18 protein-coding genes and 1 riboswitch are annotated in these 21902 nt (G+C 75.4%); of the genes, 8 read left to right on the top strand and 10 right to left on the bottom strand.

What is annotated here, in order from left to right:
- Positions 1-57: 57 nt before the first annotated feature.
- The gene (locus tag ABT263_RS22200) at positions 58-660 is read left to right on the top strand and encodes a dihydrofolate reductase family protein (protein WP_352292478.1); all 603 of its coding nucleotides are present in this window, start codon (positions 58-60) and stop codon (positions 658-660) included.
- On the opposite strand, the gene ABT263_RS22205 is transcribed toward ABT263_RS22200, so the two are convergent.
- Entirely contained in the window at positions 614-1603 is a 990-nt protein-coding gene (locus ABT263_RS22205; RefSeq protein WP_352292480.1) for an EamA family transporter, read from the bottom strand. The genes ABT263_RS22200 and ABT263_RS22205 overlap by 47 nt on opposite strands.
- A gap of 168 nt (positions 1604-1771) precedes the next feature.
- On the opposite strand from ABT263_RS22205, the gene ABT263_RS22210 reads away from it, so the two are divergent.
- The 5 genes from ABT263_RS22210 to ABT263_RS22230 all read left to right on the top strand — a co-directional run bounded on the left by ABT263_RS22210 (position 1772) and on the right by ABT263_RS22230 (position 5846).
- The gene (locus ABT263_RS22210; protein ID WP_352292482.1) at positions 1772-2263 is read left to right on the top strand and encodes a gamma-glutamylcyclotransferase family protein; all 492 of its coding nucleotides are present in this window, start codon (positions 1772-1774) and stop codon (positions 2261-2263) included.
- Between the two features lie 245 nt (positions 2264-2508).
- Positions 2509-3747, top strand: a complete 1239-nt coding sequence (gene cbiE, locus ABT263_RS22215) for a precorrin-6y C5,15-methyltransferase (decarboxylating) subunit CbiE (protein WP_352292485.1) — start codon at positions 2509-2511, stop codon at positions 3745-3747.
- On the top strand, positions 3744-4505 hold the full coding sequence (gene cobM, locus ABT263_RS22220) for a precorrin-4 C(11)-methyltransferase (RefSeq protein WP_352292487.1): 762 nt from the start codon (positions 3744-3746) through the stop codon (positions 4503-4505). The genes cbiE and cobM overlap by 4 nt, the downstream gene beginning before the upstream one ends.
- A complete protein-coding gene (locus ABT263_RS22225) occupies positions 4502-5302 on the top strand; it encodes a cobalt-precorrin-6A reductase (protein ID WP_352292489.1) in 801 nt (266 codons plus the stop codon). The genes cobM and ABT263_RS22225 overlap by 4 nt, the downstream gene beginning before the upstream one ends.
- A gap of 40 nt (positions 5303-5342) precedes the next feature.
- Entirely contained in the window at positions 5343-5846 is a 504-nt protein-coding gene (locus ABT263_RS22230; protein WP_352292491.1) for a DinB family protein, read from the top strand.
- Positions 5847-5970: 124 nt separating this feature from the next.
- On the opposite strand, the gene ABT263_RS22235 is transcribed toward ABT263_RS22230, so the two are convergent.
- The 5 genes from ABT263_RS22235 to ABT263_RS22255 form a co-directional block, all read right to left on the bottom strand.
- A complete protein-coding gene (locus ABT263_RS22235) occupies positions 5971-7500 on the bottom strand; it encodes a UDP-N-acetylglucosamine 1-carboxyvinyltransferase (protein WP_329490699.1) in 1530 nt (509 codons plus the stop codon).
- A 142-nt stretch (positions 7501-7642) separates the two neighbouring features.
- On the bottom strand, positions 7643-8761 hold the full coding sequence (locus ABT263_RS22240; RefSeq protein WP_352292493.1) for a cobalt-precorrin-5B (C(1))-methyltransferase: 1119 nt from the start codon (positions 8759-8761) through the stop codon (positions 7643-7645).
- 102 nt (positions 8762-8863) lie between these two features.
- Complete coding sequence (locus ABT263_RS22245; RefSeq protein WP_352292495.1) at positions 8864-10378, bottom strand: precorrin-2 C(20)-methyltransferase; 1515 nt, start codon at positions 10376-10378, stop codon at positions 8864-8866.
- Positions 10375-11001 (bottom strand): precorrin-8X methylmutase, encoded by a 627-nt coding sequence (locus ABT263_RS22250; RefSeq protein ID WP_352292497.1) that lies wholly within the window; start codon positions 10999-11001, stop codon positions 10375-10377. The genes ABT263_RS22245 and ABT263_RS22250 overlap by 4 nt, the downstream gene beginning before the upstream one ends.
- Complete coding sequence (locus ABT263_RS22255) at positions 10998-12209, bottom strand: ferredoxin-like domain-containing protein (RefSeq protein WP_352292500.1); 1212 nt, start codon at positions 12207-12209, stop codon at positions 10998-11000. Before ABT263_RS22255 ends, ABT263_RS22250 begins: the two co-directional genes overlap by 4 nt.
- A gap of 144 nt (positions 12210-12353) precedes the next feature.
- A riboswitch (cobalamin riboswitch) is annotated at positions 12354-12424 on the top strand.
- A gap of 161 nt (positions 12425-12585) precedes the next feature.
- On the opposite strand from ABT263_RS22255, the gene cobN reads away from it, so the two are divergent.
- Both cobN and lnt read left to right on the top strand, forming a co-directional pair.
- Positions 12586-16200 (top strand): cobaltochelatase subunit CobN, encoded by a 3615-nt coding sequence (gene cobN, locus ABT263_RS22260; RefSeq protein WP_352292502.1) that lies wholly within the window; start codon positions 12586-12588, stop codon positions 16198-16200.
- Positions 16201-16347: 147 nt separating this feature from the next.
- The gene (lnt, locus tag ABT263_RS22265; protein ID WP_352292504.1) at positions 16348-17910 is read left to right on the top strand and encodes an apolipoprotein N-acyltransferase; all 1563 of its coding nucleotides are present in this window, start codon (positions 16348-16350) and stop codon (positions 17908-17910) included.
- A gap of 151 nt (positions 17911-18061) precedes the next feature.
- Here the strand turns inward: lnt and ABT263_RS22270 are convergent, their stop codons facing one another.
- The 4 genes from ABT263_RS22270 to ABT263_RS22285 all read right to left on the bottom strand — a co-directional run bounded on the left by ABT263_RS22270 (position 18062) and on the right by ABT263_RS22285 (position 21450).
- The gene (locus ABT263_RS22270) at positions 18062-18829 is read right to left on the bottom strand and encodes a VOC family protein (RefSeq protein WP_352292507.1); all 768 of its coding nucleotides are present in this window, start codon (positions 18827-18829) and stop codon (positions 18062-18064) included.
- Complete coding sequence (locus tag ABT263_RS22275; protein ID WP_352292509.1) at positions 18826-19749, bottom strand: NADP-dependent oxidoreductase; 924 nt, start codon at positions 19747-19749, stop codon at positions 18826-18828. The genes ABT263_RS22270 and ABT263_RS22275 overlap by 4 nt, the downstream gene beginning before the upstream one ends.
- 247 nt (positions 19750-19996) lie before the next feature.
- Positions 19997-20500, bottom strand: coding sequence for a DinB family protein (locus ABT263_RS22280; RefSeq protein ID WP_352292511.1), 504 nt, complete (start codon positions 20498-20500; stop codon positions 19997-19999).
- 80 nt (positions 20501-20580) lie between these two features.
- A complete protein-coding gene (locus ABT263_RS22285) occupies positions 20581-21450 on the bottom strand; it encodes an AraC family transcriptional regulator (RefSeq protein ID WP_352292519.1) in 870 nt (289 codons plus the stop codon).
- Positions 21451-21902: the final 452 nt, after the last annotated feature.

Here is a 21902-nt window from a genome sequence, read left to right on the forward strand (position 1 = left end):
ACTATAGCCGGAGTGGTTGAGGGCGCAGGGCCTTCGACCGGGTCTCCAAGGACGTGAATGCGCAAGCTCACCTACTACGTCGCCGCCACCCTCGACGGTTACATCGCCGCCCCGGACGGTGACTTCGGGTTCTTCGACCCCTACATCCCCGGCGCCCTCCCCTTCCTGACCGGCGAGATGGGCGACGCACTGCCCACCCCCGCCCGGGCCGCGTTCGGCCTGGCGGACGCGCCCAACGAGCGCTTCGACACCGTCCTGATGGGCCGCGCCAGCTACGAGCCGGGCCTGGCCGCGGGCCTCTCCAGCCCCTACGCCCACCTGCGCCAGATCGTGGTCTCCCGCTCGCTCACCAGCAGCCCGGACCCGGCCGTCGAGGTCACCGCGGAGGAGCCGCTCGACCTGGTGCGCCGGCTGAAGCAGGAGGAGGGCCTCGGCATCTACCTCTGCGGCGGCGGCGACCTCGCCGGTCAACTGCTGCCCGAGATCGACGAGTTGATCGTCAAGCTCAACCCCGTCGCGGTCGGCTCCGGCATCCCGCTCTTCCGGGCCGGGTTCTCACCGAACGCCTTCACCCTGGTCGACACCCGGGTGCTGGCCAACGGCGTGCTCGTCCTCACCTACGCGAAGGCGTCCGGGGTGCCCGCGCCGGCAGCCGGCTGACGCTGACCACCAGACAGACGCCGACCACCACGATCGCCCCACCCACCAGGGTGGGGCCGGTCAGCGGTTCGGCCAGCACCAGCGAGCCGAGCAGCACGGCCACCACCGGGTTCACGTAGGCGTACGTGGCGACCAGGGTCAGCGGCGCGGACTGCAGCAGCCAGGCGTAGGCGGTGAAACCGACCAGCGAACCGACCACCACCAGGTAGCCGAGCGCCAGCCAGGACCGGGTGGAGAAGGCGCCGACGTCCAGCCCGTGCTGCTCCCCGCGGGCCAGTCCGATCACCACGTTGCCCAGCCCGCCCACGATCATCTGGTACGCGCTCCCCGCGAAGACGTTGCCCGGCATCGGGATCCGCTTGGCGGCGAACGAGCCGGCCGCCCAGGTCAGCGTGGCGCAGATGACCGCGATCACGCCGGCCGGTGCGATGTCCCCGCCGATCGCGGGCGCGGAGAGCACCGCGAGCCCGGCCAGCCCGAGCAGCACCCCGGACAGCTCCACGGGCTTGGGCCGGTCACCGGTGGCCGCCGTGAGCAGCACCATCCAGAGCGGGACGGCCGCCACCAGCAGCGCCGTCAACCCCGACGGGATGGAGTTCTCGCCGAGCACCACCAGCCCGTTGCCGCCGGTCAGCAGCAACAGGCCGACCAGCGCGGAGGAGCCGAACTGCCGCCGGTCCAGCCGGAGCCCGGCCCGCCCCTCGCGGAACAGCACGAAGCCGCCCAGCACCAGCCCGGCGACGAGGAAGCGCGCCCCGGCGGAGAGGAAGGAGGGCATCGTCTCCAGGGCGATCCGGATCGCCAGATACGTCGAGCCCCACACCACGTACACCACGGCGAGCGCCAGCCAGACCGCCTTCCCCAGGCCGGCCGGACCGGGGACGGCGTCGGCGGGTCCGCCGGCCGGGGCCTTGGCGAGCGTGCGTGAGACGGGTGCTGTCATGGGTGTCCCCCTAGGACGGTACTGGCGGTCAACCGCCATGACAGCGCATCACCGCACCCGCGCGCCAGTGGGTATCACCAGACGGTCGCCGCCGCCCCGGGGGCGCGCGCGGCGCGGGCGCTACGGTGGGCGCTCCCCCGGCCGGGGGAGCACGCACCGGGAGGCCCCTTGTCCGACGCACCGACAACCGACGGGCCGACAGCCGACGCACCGACGGCCGGCCCGCCGGGCGCCCTGCCCGGCGCCCTGCCGTTCTTCGTCTACGGCACGCTCCGCACCGGCGGCCGCAACCACGCCGTGCACCTCGCCGGGCGCTGCGCGGACATCCGGCCGGCCGTACTGGAGGCTGCCGCGCTGCACGACGGCCCGGGGTTCCCGTACGCGGTGCCGGACGGCACACCGGGCCGGCGGATCCTCGGCGAGCTGATCACCGTGCGCCCCGGCGGGTACGCCGCCGCGCTCGCCGCGCTCGACCGGCTGGAGGACTGCCGGGCCGACGGCACCGGCGAGTACGTGCGCGAGCGGCTGGCCGTCCGGACGGCGGCCGGGTCCACCGAGGACGCCTGGGTCTACCTGGCCGGCCCCGCCGTCGCCGCCCGTCTGCGGGCCCACCCGGCGCTGATCCCCTCCGGGGACTGGACCCGCCGCACCGAACGCTGAACGGGGCAGGCCGGGCACCGGACCGGATCGCACGCGGGGGGCGCTGAACTGCCCCCGGACGACGCTGACCGCGGCCACCGGGGCGTGCACCCTGACCGGGTGGTGGCCGTGTACCGCCAGGTAGGCTGCCCCGGCCACGCCTTCGTCGGCCGAGCGGCGCCGACCGGCAGGCCGACCGACCGGCTGTGGCACACGGACCGCAGACCCGCAGACCCGCACGACACTGACCGAACGAGGAGCCCCCGGTGCCCGAGCTGCCACCGCCGATCACCGTCGTCGGGATCGGCGCCGACGGCTGGCCCGGCCTCGCCACCACCTCCCGGGCGGCGCTGCGGACGGCCGAGGTGGTGATCGGCGGCCCGCGCCAGCTGGCCCTGCTCCCCGCCGCCGAGGTGGCCGCCGAACGGGTGCCGTGGCCGTCCCCGCTGCGCCCGGCCGTCCCCGGGCTGCTCGCCGAGCACGCTGGCCGCCGGGTGGCCGTGCTCGCCAGCGGCGACCCGATGTTCTTCGGCATCGGCCGCACCCTCGCCGAGACCGTCGGCGCCGAACGGCTGCGCGTCCTGCCGCACCCCTCCTCCGTCTCCTACGCCTGCGCCCGGCTCGGCTGGCCGCTGGAGGGCACCGAGGTGGTCAGCCTGGTCGGCCGCCCCCTGGACACCCTGACGCTCGCCCTGCACGCCGGCCGCCGGCTGCTCGTCCTCGGCGCCGACGCCCGGACGCCCGCCGCCGTCGCCGCGCTGCTCACCGCACGCGGCTTCGGCACCGCCCGGCTGCACGTGCTGGAACAGCTCGGCTCCCCCGGCGAGCGGCGGCTGGACGGCCCGGCCGACGGCTGGCCGCACCCCGCGGGCGACCCGCTGAACGTCATCGCCGTCGAGCTGGCGGACGGCCCCCGGACCTCGCTGGTGCCCGGCCTGCCCGACAACGCCTACGAGAGCGACGGCCAGCTGACCAAGCGGCACGTGCGCGCCGCCACCCTGGCCACCCTCGCGCCCGCCCCCGGCGAACTGCTCTGGGACGTCGGCGGCGGCTCCGGCTCGATCGCGATCGAGTGGCTGCGCGCCCACCGGGACAACCGGGCGGTGACCGTCGAGCGGAGCGCCGTCCGGGCCGAGCGGATCGGCCGCAACGCCGCCGCGCTGGGCGTGCCCCGGCTGCGGGTGGTCACCGGCGCGGCGCCGGACGCGCTCGCCGGGCTGCCCGCCCCCGACGCCGTGTTCATCGGCGGCGGCCTCACCGCGCCCGGCCTGCTGGACGCCTGCTGGGCGGCGCTGCCACCGGGCGGCCGGCTGGTCGCCAACACCGTGACGCTGGAGTCCGAGGCCCTGCTGACCAGCTGGTACCGGCGGCACGGCGGCGAGCTGCTGCGCCTCGCCGTGGCGCACGCCGTGCCCGTGGGCGGCTTCACCGGCTGGCGGCAGGCGATGCCGGTCACCCAGTGGTCCGCCGTCAAACCTTCGACCGATCCAGGAGCGAGCTCGTGACCGTCTACTTCATCGGGGCCGGCCCGGGCGCCGCCGACCTGATCACCCTGCGCGGTGCGCGCATCCTGGCCCGCGCCGAGGTCTGCCTGTACGCCGGCAGCCTGGTGCCGCGCGAGCTGCTGGACGAGTGCCCGGCCGGTGCACGGCTGGTCGACACGGCCCAGCTCGACCTGGACCGGATCGTCGCCGAGCTGGTCGCCGCCCACGACGCCGGGCAGGACGTGGCCCGGCTGCACTCCGGCGACCCGTCCGTGTTCAGCGCCGTCGCCGAGCAGATGCGCCGGCTCGACGCGGCCGGCGTGCCCTACGAGATCGTGCCCGGCGTGCCCGCCTTCGCCGCCGCGGCGGCCGCGCTCAAGCGCGAACTGACGGTGCCGACCGTCGGCCAGACCGTCATCCTCACCCGGATCGCCAAGCGGGCCACCCCGATGCCCGAGGGCGAGGACCTCGCCACGCTCGGCCGCAGCGGCGCGCTGCTGGTGCTGCACCTCGCCGCCGGGTACATCGACGACGTGGTCGAGCAGGTGCTGCCGCACTACGGCGCCGACTGCCCGGTCGCCGTCGTGGCGATGGCGAGCCGCCCGGACGAGCTGGTGCTGCGCGGCACCGTCGCCGGCATCGCCGAGCAGGTGAAGGCGGCGGGCGTGGTGCGCACCGCCGTCATCCTGATCGGCCGCACGCTGACCGCCGAGCAGTTCCGGGACAGCCACCTCTACTCGGCGGACCGCGAGCGCCCGCACGAGCCCTGCGGCGCGTGAGGGCCCACCTGCTCGTCCTCGGCGGCACGACCGAGGCGCGGGCCCTCGCCGCCGCCCTGGCCTCCGACCCGGCGCCGGAAGGCCCCGGGCCGGGGCTCACCCGGCCGGAGGGCCCCGGGCCGAGGGTCACCAGCTCGCTCGCCGGGCGGGTCGCCGCACCGCGGCTGCCCGCGGGCGAGGTCCGGATCGGCGGCTTCGGCGGACCGGACGGGCTCGCCGCCTGGCTGCGCGCGGAGCGGGTGGACGCGGTGGTCGACGCCACCCACCCGTTCGCGGCCGTCATGTCGCGCAACGCCGCGCTGGCCGCCGCGGCCACCGGCGTCCCGCTGCTGGCGCTGCGCCGGCCCGGCTGGTCGCCGGTGGACGGCGACCGCTGGCATCCGGTGGAGTCGCTGGACGCCGCCGCCGCCGTGCTGCCCGGGCTGGGCCGGCGGGTCTTCCTCACCACCGGCCGCCAGGGCATCGGCGCCTTCGCCCACCTCGACGGCCTGCGCTTCCTGGCCCGCTCGGTCGATCCGCCCGAGCCGCCGGTGCCCGCCGCCCTCGACGTGCTGCTCGACCGCGGCCCGTTCACCCTGGACGGCGAGCGGGCGCTGCTGCGCGAGCACCGGATCGACGTCGTGGTCACCAAGGACAGCGGCGGCGCCGCCACCGCCCCCAAGCTCACCGCGGCGCGCGAACTCGGCCTGCCGGTGGTGGTCGTGGAGCGGCCGGCGCCGCCGGCCGGGGTGCCGGTCGCCGCATCGGTGCCGGCCGCCCTGGACTGGCTCGCGGCGCGCGGTCTCGCTCCCCGGTAAACCGGGCGACGGCCGGCGGCGGCCCTGCCAGGATGGGCCGATGAGAGCCGAAGAGCGCACCCGGACCGAACAGACCGCCGACGAACGCGCCACCCTGGTCAGCTTCCTGGACTTCCAGCGGGACACGCTGGCGATGAAGTGCGCCGGGCTGAGCACCGAGCAGCTCCGCGCGCGCGTCCTGCGGCCGTCCGCGCTCTCGCTGCTCGGCCTGGTCCGCCACCTCGCCGAGGTGGAGCGCGGCTGGTTCCGCAACACCTTCGCCGACGAGGCCAGGCCCGGCTTCTGGAAGCACCCCGACGGCAGCTTCGCCGAGTTCGACGTCGACACGGCCGACCCGGCGGAGGCCTTCGCCGTCTGGCGCGGCGAGTGCGACCACGCCCGGGAACTGGTCGCCGCCGCCGAGTCGTTGGACTCCCTCGGACACCACGGCGAGGAGGCCTTCTCGCTCCGCTGGATCCTCACCCACATGATCGAGGAGTACGCCCGCCACAACGGCCACGCCGACCTGCTGCGCGAGCACCTGGACGGCGCGACCGGCGAGTAGCCGGGCCACGAGCAGCGACGGAGAACCGATGCGGACCCACCGGAAGGACCACGACACCGCCGGGCTGGAGGTCGCCGGCCTGCTGGCCGGCCTCGACGGGTGAGGCCGGCCGGCGGGCGGTCCGTCAGATGTCGCGGAAGGTCTCGATCTGGGCGCCGATCGAGTTGAGGCGCTCGGCGAGGTCCTCGTAGCCGCGGTTGATGACGTACACGTTGCGCAGCACCGAGGTGCCCTTCGCGGCGAGCATCGCGAGCAGGATGACCACGGCCGGGCGCAGCGCCGGCGGGCAGACCATCTCGGCGGCGCGCCAGCGGGTCGGGCCCTGGACGAGCACCCGGTGCGGGTCGAGCAGCTTGATGTCCGCGCCGAGCCGGGTGAGTTCGGTCAGGTAGATGGCGCGGTTGTCGTACACCCAGTCGTGGATCATCGTGGTGCCGTTGGCGGCCGCGGCGATCGCGGCGAAGAACGGCACGTTGTCGATGTTGATGCCGGGGAACGGCATCGGGTGGATGGTGTCGACCGGCGCGGTCAGCTTGGAGGGGCGCACGGTGAGGTCGACCAGCCGGGTGTAGCCGTTGTGGGCCCGGTACTCGGGGGTGCGGTCGTAGTCGAGACCCATCCCCTCCAGCACCGCGAGCTCGATCTCCAGGAACTCGATCGGCACCCGGCGGATCGTCAGCTCGGAGGAGGTGACCACCGCGGCGGCGAGCAGGCTCATCGCCTCCACCGGGTCCTCGGCCGGGGTGTAGTCGACGTCGCGGGTGATCTCGGGGACGCCGTGCACGGTGAGGGTGGTGGTGCCGATGCCCTCGATCTTCACGCCCAGCCGCTCCAGGAAGAAGCAGAGGTCCTGGACCATGTAGTTGGGTGAGGCGTTGCGGATGACGCTGACGCCGTCGTGCCGGGCGGCGGCGAGCAGGGCGTTCTCGGTGACGGTGTCGCCGCGCTCGGTCAGCACGATCGGCCGGTCCATCGGCGCGCCGGGCTGGACGGAGGCGTGGTAGGCGCCGGAGGTGGTGGCGACCTCCAGGCCGAAGCGGCGCAGCGCGGTCAGGTGCGGCTGGACGGTGCGGGTGCCGAGGTCGCAGCCGCCCGCGTACGGGATGGCGAAGCGGTCGGCGCGGTGCATCAGCGGGCCGAGGAACATCAGTACGCTGCGGGTGCGGCGGGCGGCCTCGACGTCCATCGCCGCGAGGTCGAGCTCGGCGGGCGGGGTGAGTTCGAGGTCGCGGCCCTCGTTGGTCCAGCGGCTCTTGACGCCGATGCTGGTGAGCACTTCGAGGATCCGGTACACCTCCTCGATCCGGGCGACCTGGCGGATCGTGGTGCGGCCGGTGGTCAGCAGCGAGGCGCAGAGGATCGCGACGCAGGCGTTCTTGCTGCTGCGGACGTCGATCGCGCCGGAGAGCTGGGTGCCGCCGGCGACCCGCAGGTGCATGGGGCCGGCGTAGCCGAGGGAGACGATCTCGCTGTCGAGGGCTTCGCCGATGCGGGCGATCATCTCAAGACTGACGTTCTGCTTGCCCTGTTCGATGCGGTTGACCGCGCTCTGGCTGGTGCCGAGGGCCTCGCCGAGCTGGGCCTGGGACCAACCACGGTGCTGACGCGCGGTGCGGATGAGGGTGCCGATACGGGTGAGGTAGTCGCCTGTCACTCGCCAGACCATATCTCATGCTTGAGATAGCAACAGAGTCAGGGGCGGGCAATGCGTCACCTTTGTCCATTTCTGCTCCGGATTGACGAGGCATCGGCACACCACCGCCACACTCCTGTTACGGATCCGGCGCCCCGCGACCTCACGGGCCGAGCGGCTCCGCCCGGCCCACGATCGTGCCGGCCCGGTCGATGCAGATGACGTCCACCGCGACCGGCGAGCCGACCAGCACTCCGAGCGCGGTGGCCCGGGCCGCCTCGGCGACGAGATCACCGAGCGGAACGCCGGCCGCGCGGCAGAGCTGGATCGCCTCCAGGGCCGTGTTGGCGGCCGCGACCGCCGCGACCAGCTCCGGCCCGGCGCCGCCGGTTCGGGCCAGGCCCGCCAGGTAGCCCTGGTCGACCTGGGAGCGGGCCGAGTGCAGGTCCAGGTGACCGGCGGCCAGCTTGGAGAGCTTGGCGAAGCCGCCCGCGACCGTCAGCCGCGGCACCGGGTGGCGCTTCAGGTACTTGAGCACCGCCCCGGCGAAGTCGCCCATGTCGAGCAGCGCGTCCTCGGGCAGGCCGTGCACGGTGGCGGCCACCTTCTCCGAGGTCGAACCGGTGCAGCCCGCGACATGGGTGCGCCCGGCCGCCCGGGCCACGTCCACCCCGCGCCGGATGGAGTCGATCCAGGCGGAGCAGGAGTAGGGGACGACGATCCCGGTCGTGCCGAGGATCGAGAGCCCGCCGAGGATGCCCAGGCGCGGGTTCCAGGTGGAGCGGGCGATCTCCTCGCCGTGGTCCACCGAGACCTCCACCACGACGTCCCCGTCGCCGCCGAACTCGGCCGCCACCTCGGCGACCGCGTCCCGGATCATCTGCCGGGGCACCGGGTTGACGGCCGGCTCGCCGACGGCCAGCGGCAGTCCGGCCTTGGTGACCGTCCCGACGCCGGGACCGGCCCGGAACACCACCCCGCTGCCCGGCTCCCCCGCCCACACCGTCGAGCGGATCAGCGCACCGTGCGTCACGTCCGGATCGTCCCCGGCGTCCTTCACCACCGCGGCCATCGCCCGATCGGCCGCCCGCTCCTCCGCCGCCAGCGCGAAGCCGGGCCGCTGGCCCTTCGGCAGGGTGATCACCACCGGATCCGGGAAGGCCCCGGTCAGCAGCGCCTGGTAGGCCGCCTTGGTCGCCGCCGTCGCACAGGCGCCCGTCGTCCACCCGGGCCGCAGCCCGCTGCTCCTCAGCTGCCCGGCCCGTCCACCGACCTCCGCCACGCCGCCCGCTCCTCACCTCGCGCGGACCTTCGAACCGGCCCGCCGGCCTCCGTCGTCCCCGGCCGCCCTCCTCCCCGCCGCGGGCGGGGAGGAGGGCGGGGCTCACACCTCCGGGTAGCGGCGGGGCGTCCAGACCACCTGGGTGCCGTTGCCGCGTCGGACGGCCCGGGTCTGGGAGGAGCCGATCAGCAGGATGGTGCGCATGTCGACCTCGGCGGGGTCGAGGTCGCCGAGGCGGACGGTGCGCACGCGCTCGGTCGGGCCGCCGACGTCGCGGGCCATCACCACCGGCGTCCCGGGGTCGCGGTACTCCAGCAGCAGGTCCCGGGTCAGGCCGACCTGGGTGGTGCGGGACTGCGAACCGGGGTTGTACAGGGCCAGCACCAGGTCGGCCTCGGCCGCCGCGCGAAGCCGCTTGGCGACCACCTCCCAGGGCTTGAGGCGGTCGGAGAGCGAGACCACCGCGTAGTCGTGGCCCAGCGGGGCGCCGGCCCGGGAGGCGGCGGCGTGGGCGGCCGTCATCCCCGGCACGATCCGGACCGGGACGTCGCCGTAGGCCTCCTCGCAGGCGACCTCCAGGACGGCGGTGGCCATCGCGAAGACGCCCGGGTCGCCGGAGGAGACCACCGCGACGTGGTGCCCGCGCCGGGCGAGGTCCAGCGCGAACTCGGCCCGCTCGGACTCCACCTTGTTGTCGGAGCCGTGGCGCTGCTGGCCGGGGCGCTCGGGCACCCGGTCCAGGTAGGTGGTGTAGCCGACCAGGTCGGTGGCGGCGGCGAGGGCGCCGCGCGCCTCGGGGGTGAGCCAGAGCGGGCCGGCCGGGCCGGTGCCGATGACCGTCACGCTGCCGGGGCCCGCGGCCGGCGGGGCCGGCCGCTCCAGCGGCGCGACCTTGCTGGGCAGCACGGCGACCGAGAAGTAGGGGACGCTCTCGGGGTCGACGTCGGCCAGCGGGCCGGTGCGCTCGCCCGCCATGAAGGCCCGCTCGACGTACTGGGCGTCGGCCAGCCGGCCGGCCCGCTCCAGGGCGCGGCGGACGGCGGGGAAGGTACGGCCCAGCTTCATGATGACGGCGGAGTCGGCGGAGGCGATCCGCGCGGTCAGCTCCTCCTCGGGCAGCGTGCCCGGGATGACGGTGAGCGTCTCCTCCGCCTCGGTGAGCGGCACCCCGAGCCGGGCGGCGGCGGCGCTGACCGAGGTCACGCCGGGGACCACCTCGGTGGGGTAGCGGTGCGCGAGGCGCTTGTGCATGTGCTGGTAGGAGCCGTAGAAGAGCGGGTCCCCCTCGGCGAGCACCACCACGCTGCGGCCGGCGTCGAGGTGGGCGGCCAGCCGGTCGGCGGCCTCCTGGTAGAAGTCGTCCAGCGCACCCCGGTAGCCGCCCGGGTGGTCGGTGGTCTCGACGGTGAGCGGGTAGACCAGCTTCTCCTCGATCTGACCGCCCGTCAGGTAGCGCTCGGCGATGGACCGGGCGATGGACCGGCCGTGCCGGGCGCTGTGGTACGCCACCACGTCGGCCTTGCCGATGAGTTCGGCGGCGCGGACCGTGACCAGCGAAGGGTCCCCCGGACCGAGCCCGACCCCGTACAGCCGGCCGGTCTGCTGAGCGTCCGTCACTCTTCCTCACTCGCAATCGCGTTGATGGCCGCCGCGGCCATGGCACTGCCGCCCCGCCGGCCGCGCACCACCAGGTGCTCCAGGCCGGACGGGTGCGCCGCCAGGGCCTCCTTGGACTCGGCGGCGCCGATGAAGCCCACCGGGACGCCGATCACCGCGGCCGGGCGCGGCGCGCCCGCCTCGATCAGCTCCAGCAGCCGGAACAGCGAGGTCGGCGCGTTGCCGACGGCGACCACCGCGCCCTCCAGCCGGGGCAGCCACAGCTCCATCGCGGCGGCGCTGCGGGTGTTGCCCATCCGCCGGGCCAGCTCGGGCACCGACGGGTCGGTGAGGGTGCAGACGACCTCGTTGTCGGCGGGCAGCCGCTTGCGGGTGACACCGCTGGCGACCATGTTCACGTCGCAGAGGATCGGCGCCCCGGCGCGCAGCGCGGCGCGGGCGGAGGCGACCGCGCCCGGCGAGTACACCAGGTCCTCGACCAGGTCGGTCATGCCGCAGGCATGGATCATCCGCACCGCGACCTGGGCCACGTCGGCGGGCAGGGCGGCGAGGTCGGCCTCGGCCCGGATGGTGGCAAAGGACTGGCGGTAGATGGACGCGCCGTCCTTCTCGTACTCGATCACTTCGTGGTCCTCCTGGCCTCGGCGACCGCCTCGGCCGTCTCCTCGTTCGTCACGTCCACGGCCGCCCCGGCGGCTGCCGGACCGTTCACCGTCACCCGGTAGCCCTGCCCGGTGGCGAGCACGTCCACCCACCGCCCGGCCGGGTGGCCGCAGCGCCGTTCACAGCCCGACCAGTGCACGGGCAGGCCCCCCGTCCCGGCCGCCTCCAGGGCGCGCGCGGCGTCGGCCCGGACGTCGGCCCTGGACGACCCGCAACCGGGCAGCCCGGTACAGGCGGTGGCCCGCTCCCAGGCGGCTCCGGGCGCGGTCCGGAAGCCGGCCGCCGCCAGGCCGGCGAGCCGCCCGGGGGCGGCGCCGGGCAGCACCGCACCGCGCCACGGGGTGAGCCGCAGCTCCCCCTCGGCGGCGTCGACCAGCGCCCGCCACTGCGTGCCGGAGGCGGAGCCGAACCGCAGGGCGACCGAGAGGCCGCCGGGCACCGCGCCGAGCGGCGGCGGCGTACCGGCGAACGCCGGCAGCTTCACCGAACCCGGCGGCACCAGGTCGGGTACGTCCCGCAGGTGCCAGGCCTCGCGGCCGGTGGCGCGCAGCACGGCCACGAAGTCCCGGGCGACCGCCAGCGCCGTGTCGACGGCCCGCTCGGCGGGGACGGGCCGGGCGGTGTCCGCCCGGGCGAGGCGCAGCAGCGCGCTGCCGTCCGGGCCTGCGATCAACGTCACATCGGCGTTCAGGGCGGCCACGTCGCCGCGTCCGTCGTCCAGGGCGAACAGGAACTTGCCGGAGAGCGCGGCCGCCCAGGGGCTCGCGCACAGCTTCGCGTCCAGTTCGCGCGCCCAGGCCCGGACGTCGGCGAAGCCGCCGGCCGGGCCCGGCGAGGCGACGATGTTGCGGACCCGCTCATGGGTGTCGGAGGGCAGCAGCCCGACCGCCCGCAGCCGCCCGCCGAGTTCGGCGCCGCACTCCGAAGCCAGGCCCCGCAGCTGGACGTTGCCGCGCGAGGTGATCTCCAGGTGGCCGTCGCCCAGCGACTCGGCGGCCCCGGCCAGGGCCAGCGCCTGACCCTCCGTCAGCAGCCCGCCGGGCAGCCGGACCCGGGCCAGGGCGCCGTCGGCCGCGGTGTGCAGGCGAAGCGCCCCCGGGCAGGCGTCCTCGCGGCCCCGGCCGGACACGGCGGGGTCCGGCGCGGTCGCGTCGGGTGTGGGTGGCATGGCCGCGAGCATACAGATGATCCGATCGCTTGCCGCTGTCCCTCGGGTCACACTCCCGGCCGCTCTCCCCCTGGTCAGCCGCACCCCGTACGATGCTGCCGGGCGGCCCCGCGGGGCCGCCCGCACGCCAGCGACGGCGCAGGGGAGGAAGCCGGTGCAAACCCGGTGCGGTCCCGCCACTGTGACCACGGTTCAACCGTGGGAGCCAGGAACTCCTGCCGTCCTCCACCGGCCCGGGGCGCGGACCCCGAGGAAGGCTTGACGCCATGCGCCGCCGCATGCCCGCGACCCCGCCGTCGCACGTGCCTCCACGGGCGACCCCGTCGTCGCCCGTGACCTTGCCCTTGCCCGCCATCGAGGCCGGGAGGGCCTTCGCATGATCCTGCTGCTGTCGACGTCAGACACCGACCTGCTCAGTGCCCGGGCCGCCGAGGGCCCCGTCCCGTACCGCCTCGGCAACCCGGCCCGGCTCTCGCCCGAGGAGCTGCCCGCCCTGCTGGAGGGCGTCGAACTGGTCGTGGTGCGCCTGCTCGGCGGCCGCCGCGCCTGGCAGGAGGGCCTGGACGCGCTGCTGGCCGGCCCCCGCCCGGTGATCGTGCTCACCGGCGAGCAGGCGCCGGACGCCCAGCTGATGGAGCTGTCGACCGTCCCGGCCGGCATCGCGGCCGAGGCGCACGCCTACCTCGCCCACGGCGGCGCCGCCAACCTGGCCGAGCTGGGCGCCTTCCTCTCCGACACGGTGCTGCTCACCGGCCACGGCTTCGCCCCGCCCGCCTCCGCCCCCGCCTGGGGACCGCTGGAGCGCGAGGCCCGGACGACCGAGGGCCCGATCGTCGCGGTGCTCTACTACCGCGCCCACCACATGAGCGGGAACACCGCCTTCGTCGACACCCTCTGCCGGGCGATCGAGGACCAGGGCGCGCGCGCCAGGGCGTACTACTGCGCCTCGCTGCGCGGCGCCGAGCCGGAGCTGCTGGCCGCGCTGGGCGAGGCCGACGCGCTGGTCACCACCGTGCTGGCGGCCGGCGGCACCCGCCCGGCCGACGCGCAGGCCGGCGGCGACGAGGAGGCCTGGGACGCCGGCGCGCTGGCCGCGCTGGACCGCCCGATCCTCCAGGCGCTCTGCCTCACCTGGTCGCGCGCGCAGTGGGAGGCCAGCGACGACGGCCTCTCCCCGCTGGACACCGCCACCCAGATCGCCGTCCCGGAGTTCGACGGCCGGCTGATCAGCGTCCCGTTCTCCTTCAAGGAACTGGACGAGGACGGCCTCACCGTCTACGCGGCCGACCCCGAGCGCGCCGCCCGGGTCGCCGGCACCGCCGTCCGGCACGCCCGGCTGCGGCACATCCCGGCCGCCGAGCGGCGGCTGGCGCTGGTGCTGTCCGCGTACCCGACCAAGCACGCCCGGGTCGGCAACGCCGTCGGCCTGGACACCCCGGCCAGCGCGATGCGCCTGCTGGCGCGGCTGCGCGCGGAGGGCATGGACCTCGGCTCGGACCTGCCGGGGCTGGACACCGTCCCCGAGAACATGCACGAGGGCGACGCGCTGATCCACGCGCTGATCGCGGCCGGCGGCTATGACCAGGACTGGCTCACCGAGGACCAGCTGGCCCGCAACCCGGTCCGCATCCCGGCCGCCGACTACCGCCGCTGGTACGCGACCCTCCCCGAGGCCCTGCGCACCCGCGTCGAGGAGCACTGGGGCCCGGCCCCCGGCGAGCTCTACGTCGACCGCTCGCAGAACCCGGACGGCGACATCGTGCTGGCCGCGGTCCGCTCCGGCAACCTGCTGGTGCTGATCCAGCCGCCGCGCGGCTTCGGCGAGAACCCGGTCGCGATCTACCACGACCCCGACCTCCCGCCCTCGCACCACTACCTGGCCGCGTACCGCTGGATCGCGGCCGCGCGGCAGGACGGCGGGTTCGGCGCCGACGCCGTGATCCACCTCGGCAAGCACGGCAACCTGGAGTGGCTGCCCGGCAAGACCGCCGCGCTCTCCGCCGAGTGCGGACCGGACGCCGTCCTCGGCGACCTCCCGCTGATCTACCCGTTCCTGGTCAACGACCCGGGCGAGGGCACCCAGGCCAAGCGCCGCGCCCACGCCACCCTGGTCGACCACCTCGTCCCGCCGATGGCCCGCGCCGACTCCTACGGCGACATCGCGCGGCTGGAGCAGCTGCTCGACGAGCACTCCAACATCGCCGCGATGGACCCGGCCAAGCTGCCCGCGATCCGGGCCCAGATCTGGACGCTGATCCAGGCCGCCAAGCTCGACCACGACCTCGGCCTGGACGAGCGCCCCGAGGACGACGGCTTCGACGACTTCCTGCTGCACGTCGACGGCTGGCTCTGCGAGATCAAGGACGCCCAGATCCGGGACGGCCTGCACGTCCTCGGCCAGGCGCCGGCCGGCACCGACCGGGTCAACATCGTGCTCGCCATCCTGCGCGCCCGGCAGATCTGGGGCGGCGTCAGCGCCCTGCCCGGCCTGCGCGAGGCGCTCGGCCTGGACGAGGCCGCGCTGACGCTGGGCGCCACCGACGCGGCCGAGGCCCAGGCGCGCGCGCTGGTCGAGGCGATGGAGGCCGAGGACTGGGCGCCGGAGGCCGTCGAGAAGGTCGCCGCCGGGCTGCCGGCCGCCGTCGCCGACGTGCTCGCCTTCGCCGCCACCCAGGTGGTGCCGCGCCTGGCGGCCACCACCGACGAGCTCGACGCCGTGCTGCACGCGCTCGGTGGCGGCTTCGTCCCGGCCGGGCCCTCGGGCTCGCCGCTGCGCGGCCTGGTCAACGTGCTGCCGACCGGCCGCAACTTCTACTCGGTCGACCCGAAGGCCGTGCCCAGCAAGCTCGCCTGGGAGACCGGCCAGGCGCTGGCGGCCTCCCTCGTCGAGCGCTACCGGGCCGACAACGACGGCGCCTGCCCGCCCTCGGTCGGGCTCTCGCTCTGGGGCACCAGCGCGATGCGCACCGCCGGCGACGACATCGCCGAGGCCTTCGCGCTGCTGGGCGTGCGCCCGGTCTGGGACGACGCCTCGCGCCGGGTCACCGGCCTGGAGGCGATCTCCCTGGAGGAGCTGGGCCGCCCGCGGATCGACGTCACCCTGCGCATCTCCGGCTTCTTCCGGGACGCCTTCCCGCACGTGGTCGCCCTGCTGGACGACGCGGTGCGCCTGGCCGCCGCCCAGGAGGAGGACGCCGCGGACAACTACGTCCGCGCCCACGTCCAGGCCGACCTCGCCGTGCACGGCGACGAGCGCAAGGCCACCGTCCGCGTCTTCGGCTCCCGCCCGGGCACCTACGGCGCCGGTCTGCTCCAGCTGATCGACAGCCGCGACTGGCGCACCGACGCCGACCTCGCCGAGGTGTACACGGTCTGGGGCGGCTACGCGTACGGTCGCGGCCTGGACGGGCGGCCGGCCCGCGAGGAGATGGAGACGGCGTACAAGCGGATCACCGTCGCCGCGAAGAACACCGACACCCGCGAGCACGACATCGCCGACTCGGACGACTACTTCCAGTACCACGGCGGCATGGTGGCCACCGTGCGGGCGCTCACCGGCAAGGCCCCGACCGCCTACATCGGCGACTCGACCCGCCCGGAGACCGTCCGCACCCGCACCCTGACCGAGGAGGCGGCCCGGGTGTTCCGCGCCCGGGTCGTCAACCCGCGGTGGATGGAGGCGATGCGCCGCCACGGCTACAAGGGCGCCTTCGAGATGGCGGCCACCGTCGACTACCTCTTCGGCTACGACGCCACCACCGGCGTGGTCGCCGACTGGATGTACGAGAAGCTGACCCAGGAGTACGTCCTCGACCCGGTGAACCGCGAGTTCCTGGCCGATGCCAACCCCTGGGCGCTGCACGGCATCAGCGAGCGCCTGCTGGAGGCGGCCGAGCGCGGTCTCTGGGAGCAGCCCGACCCGGAGCTGATCGAGCAGCTCCAGGCCGCCTTCCTGGAGACCGAGGGCGACCTGGAGGGCGACGAGGGCTGACGGGAGACGACGAGGGCCGGCGAGGCCTGACGGGCGCTCGGAAGTCCCGGGCCGGTTCTTCCCGGGGCCTGTCCTGCCAGGGTCCTGTCACCCATTCGGGTGACAGGACCCTGGCAGTGATCGCCGCTGAAGCGGACAATACGGGGCATGTCCCGCCGCCTCACGCTGCCCCGGCCCGCCCTCCGGGCGCCCACCCCTCCGGACCGTGCCGTCCGGGCCCACCGCTACCGCGAGCGGGGGGCCGCCCTGGCCGCCGGGGCGCTGCCGGTGTTCGCCTTCCCGGCCCCCGGGCTGGCCGCGCTCGCCTGGGTCGCCCTGGTGCCCGGCCTGCTGCTGATGCAGCGGGCGCCGAGCGCCCGGGAGGCCGCCGTCCGGGGCTGGTGGTTCGGCGCGGGGTTCATCCTCACCGGGATGTACTGGCTGATCCCCTCCATCGGCCCGGCGCTGCCGCTGCTCGCGGTGGTCTTCGGCGTGCTCCAGGCCGGGGTCGGCCTCGCCGTCCACCGGCTGCTGCACCCGCCGCTGACCGCCCGGCGCGCGCTGCTCGCCCTGGCCGTCGTCCCCGCGGTCTGGCTGACCACCGAGTACGCCCGCTCGTGGCACGCCCTCGGCGGCCCGTGGGCGCTGCTCGGCGCCACCCAGTGGCGGCACCCGGCCGTCCTGGCGCTGGCCTCGGCCGGCGGGATCTGGCTGGTCAGCGCGGCCGTGGTGGCCGTGAACACCGGTGTGCTGATCGTGCTGACCGCCACCGGGTGGCGGCCGCGCGCCCTGGCGGCGCTGGCCACTGTGCTGGTGCTGGCGGCCGGCCCGCTGCTGTTCGCGCTGCGCGCCGCGCCCGCCGGCGCCGGGGCGGTCACCGTGGCCCTGGTCCAGCCCGGCATCGTCGAGGACCCGCAGGCCCGGTTCGAGGCGAGTGCCGCCGCCACCGCCGCCCTGGGCGGGCGGCCGGTCGACCTGATCGTCTGGGGCGAGAGCAGCACCACCGCCGACCTGGAGCGCGACCCGGCCGCCGCGGCCCGGCTGAGCCGGCTCTCCGCCGTCACCGGCGCGGAGATCCTGGCCGGGGAGGACGCCCGCAAGGCCGACGGGCGGATCTCCAAGGACGCGGTGCTGGTCTCCCCCGCCGGGACGGTCGACCGCTACCGCAAGATCCGGCTGGTGCCGTTCGGCGAGTACATCCCGCTGCGCCCGCTGCTGGGCTGGATCGCCGGCGTCAGCCGGGCGGCGGGCGAGAACCGGGCCCCGGGGAACGCGTTCCACGTCCTCCCCGCCACCGACCGCACGGGGGCGCCGCTGCCGGTCGGGGCGCTGATCTGCTTCGAGTCGGCCTTCCCCGACATGTCCCGGACGGCCGCCCGGGACGGCGCCCGGGTGCTGGTCTACCAGTCCTCGACCTCGACCTTCCAGGACACCTGGGCACCCGAGCAGCACGTCTCGCTGGCCGCCATCCGCGCCGCCGAGACCGGCCGGCCGGCCGTCCAGGCCTCGCTCACCGGGGTCTCGGCCGCCTTCGACGCGCAGGGCCGCGAGCTGGCCCGGTTCGGGACGGACCGCACCGGCGCGCTGACGGTGCGGCTGCCGCTCACCGCGCCGTCGACGCTGACCTGGTACGACCGGATCGGTGACGTGGTGCCGGCCGCCGCCCTGCTGGTGACGGCCGGGGCGGTGCTGGCCGCCGGGCGCGGCCGGGTGCGCCGGGCGGGGCAGTAGCGGGGGCGGCGCTGACGCTGGGCGGTAGCGGGGCGGTAGCGGTAGCGGGGGCGGCGCGGGGCGGTAGCGGGGGCGGCGCGGGGCGGTAGCGGTAGCGGCGCGGGGCCTCGTTCACGCCCGGCCGGCGCGGAAGGCCGACCGGGGGGCGGGTTCAGCCCTCCGCGCCCGCCAGGTGCACCGCGAAGGCCGCGCCCTGCGGGTCGCGCAACACGGCGACCCGGGGCCCGTCCGGCATCGAGGTGGGCGGCAGCAGGACGTCGGCGCCCAGGTTCCCGGCCCGGAAGGCGGTGACGTCCACGTCCGCGACCGCGAAGTAGGGCAGCCAGTGCGGCGGCACCTGCGGCGGGAACCGGTCGTCCATCGTCAGCATGCCGCCGAAGTCGGCGCCGGCCAGGCCCCACTGGGGGTAGACCTCGGACGGGCGGACCGTCCAGCCGAACACCGCCGGGTAGAACGACCGGGCGCCGTCCGGGTCCCGGGTGAGCAGTTCCACCCAGCCGAGCGCGCCCGGGTCGTTGAGCACCTCCAGGCCCGCCAGCGCGTGGCCCTGCCAGAGCCCGAACACCGCGCCGGACGGGTCGGCGGCGATCACGAACCGGCCGAGACCGAGCGCCTCCGTCGGTCCGATGACGACGCTCCCGCCGGCCCCGGTGATCCGGGCGGCGGACGCGTCCGCGTCGTCGACCGCGAAGGAGACCGTCCAGGCCGTCGGCTGCCCCTCCCCGTAGAGCGGGGCGACGGCGGCGGCGATCCTGCCGTCCAGCTTCATGAAGGTGTAGTCGCCGGCCTCCGGCGGTGCGTCGAGGTCGGCGGCCCGCCAGCCGAACAGCTCGCCGTAGAACCGCTGGGCGCCCTCCGGGTCGGAGCTGCCGTGCTCCACCCAGCAGGGCCCGCCGACCGTCACCGTCCGCTGCTTCATCCCGCCTGCTCCCAGCCGATGTCGAGGATCAGTTTGCCGCGCGCGTGCCCGGACTCCACCAGCGCCAGTGCCTCGGCCGCGTGGGCCATCGGCTGCCGGCCGGTGAGGTGCACGTCGAGCTCGCCGGTCGCCGCCAGCGCGGCGAGGGCGGCGAGGCTCGCCGGGGTGGTGGCGCGGGTGACGAAACGCCCCCCGAGCTCCGCGACGGTGCCCGGGTCGACGGTGGAGACCAGCTTCGAGCGGTCGGCCAGCGTCTCGGCCGCGGCCCGCAGGTCGGCCCCGCCGACCAGGTCGAGGATGCCGTCCACACCGTCCGGGGCGGCCGCCGCGATCCGCTCCGCCACGCCCTCGCCGTACCGCACCTGCACCGCGCCCAGCGACTCCACGTAGCCGCGGTTGGCGTCGCTCGCCGTGCCGACGACCCGGATGCCCCGGCTGCGGGCGAGCTGCGCGGCCACGCTGCCCACACCGCCCGCGACGCCGAGGATCAGCAGCGTCTGCCCGGCTCCCACGCCGACGTCCCGGAGCCCGTCGTCGGCCGTCGCGGCCGCCACCGGGAGGGTCGCCGCCTCGGCGAACCCGAGCGCGGCGGGCTTGACCGCGCTCATCGCCGCGAGCAGCAGGGTCTGCTCCGCGAAGGCGCCCGCCGCCGCGATCCCGAACACCTCGTCCCCGGGGGTGAACCCCGTGACGTCCGGGCCGATCCGCTCGACCACGCCCGCCGCCTCCTGGCCCAGCACGGCGGGCAGCTCGCGGTCCCGCCCGAGGAGTCCCCGGCGGATCTTCCAGTCCACCGGGTTCACCCCGGCCGCCCGGACGCCGACCGCCAGCTGGCCCGGGCCGGGCTCCAGCACCGGCCGGTCCAGGAACTCCTGAGTCTCCGGCCCGCCGTAGTCGACGAACCCGAACGCCTTGACCATCCTCGATCCACTCCTCCGCTGGCCCCCTCCCCCGCCCCAGCATGCGGCCCGCCCCGGCCCCGGTCCGCCGCTGCTGCGCCGAACGGGCGTGCGGGGCGCCCGCGGGAGCCGGTGCGCGCGCCGATCGAGCGGTGCCGGGACCGGCCGCGGGGTGGTGCACCACCGTCACCACGCGGCCGGGCGGGTGGTGGCCCGGGACGGCCGCTTCCTGGGCTGACCCGGGGCCGGCGCTCCCGCTCCCGGGCCGTCAGCCCCGGTTGTGGTCCCCCGTCCGCCCGTCGATCAGCTCGCGCAGGATGTCCATGTGGCCCGCGTGCCGGGCGGTCTCGGTCGCCATGTGGATCAGCACCCAGCGCAGCGACACCTGGTCGCCGAACCAGGCCCGGCCCAGGTCGTCGAGCTCGAACTCCTCGATGACCTGGTCGGCACTGGCCCGAGCGCGGGCGTAGAAGGTCAGCAGATCGGCGGTGGACTCGTCCGGGCGCACCCGCAGGTCGGACTGCTCGTCCTCGGCGAGATCGAACGGCAGCGGGCCGGTGTCCCGGCCGAACGTCCGGCAGAACCAGCCGAGTTCGACCCCGCCGAGGTGCTTGACCAGCCCCAGCAGCGTCGTCCCGGACGCCGTCATCGGCCGGCGCAGCTGCTCGTCGTCCAGCCCCTCCAGCTTCCACAGCACCGCGTCGCGGTGCCGGTCGAGCGCAACGAACAGACTCTCCTTCTCGGCCCCCTGGAAGGGCACACGCTTCGTCATGCGCGGACCCTAACAGGCGGCCGGGCCGACGGGACCGTCAACGTCCCATCGGACCGGCCCAGTTCACCATGCGGCAGGGCTCACCGGGCGACCCGCTCCACGCCGGTCCACAGCTGCGCCTCGGCGACGCCGTCGGACAGGAAGCGGGTGCGCAGGATCTCCGGCCCCGGCCGGGTCTCGTAGGGGTTGGACGGGAACCACTGGGTGTAGACGTCCCGCCACATCTCCTGGAGCGCCTGCGGGAACGCCCCGGTGACGGAGAAGACGGCCCAGGTCCCGGCCGGCACCTCCCGCACGTCCAGATCCTCCGGCACGACGGCGTCCGCACCCGCCACCACCGCGTGGTAGTAGTCGAGTTCGACGCCCTCCTCCCGGCTGTCCGAGAAGAACTCGGTGACCGAGACGACGCCGTCCGGGTCCTGGTCCGAGAGGGCGGCGATCCGGTCGACCACCTCCGGTGCGATCCCCCGGATGAACGCCGCGATGGCCGGATTCACCCCCTCGTGGACGAGCGGGACCCGGGCCCGCCGACCGACCACCCGGAACCCGGGCTTCTCCACGATGCGGTATTCCATACTGCTGCTCCCTTCGACGACGAGTCGGAAGGACATCCGGGGCTGGGACCGCAGCACCACGCCGCCGCGCCGGGCCTCACCCGGTCCGACACCGTGCATCGCCCGGAACGCCCGGGCGAACGCCTCCCCCGAGGTGTAGCCGTACCGGACCGCCACATCGAGCAGCGTCCGCTCACCGGCCAGCACCTCGGCCCCGGCCACGGTCAGCCGCCGGCGCCGCACGTACTCCGACAACGGCATCCCGGCCAGCGCGGAGAACATCCGCCGGAAGTGGTACTCCGACGTCCGCGCGATCCGCGCCAGCTCACCCACGTCGATCACCCCGTCCAGGTGCTCCTCGACGTACTCCATGGCCCGGTTGACCTGCTCCAGCACCCCGACCCCGTCCTTCCCTCTCACTGCCCACCACCGTAGGAACCCCCCACCCTCCCCCACCCGACATCCTGTGCCCGCTCCGGTCGGGTCCGGGAGCGGAACGGGTCGCGTAGTCGGAGACCCGCCCGCGCTGGACCCGGCCGGGACGTCGGTGTACTCGCCCAGGTGGCGGTGGAGCTCGGTCATGAAGGACTGGCAGAACCGCATGATCTCGGCATCCGCAATCACACATGAGGCGCCCCACGCGGGGACCCCGGCGGTCCCCCTCGCCATTGATGGCATCGCACTGTCGGGCACGCCGAAACGGCTTACGGACCGCTGTTGCGGGGGAGGGTCTTCCAGTGTCGACACCCGATGTCCGACCCCATCCACCTGCTAAAACCCCTGTCCGATCCGCGACCGCCCCAGGATGCGCGGAAGGGGCGGTGGACATCCACGTGGATGTCCACCGC

The organism is Kitasatospora sp. NPDC001603, from assembly GCF_040298365.1.
Classification (GTDB): Bacteria; Actinomycetota; Actinomycetes; order Streptomycetales; family Streptomycetaceae; genus Kitasatospora.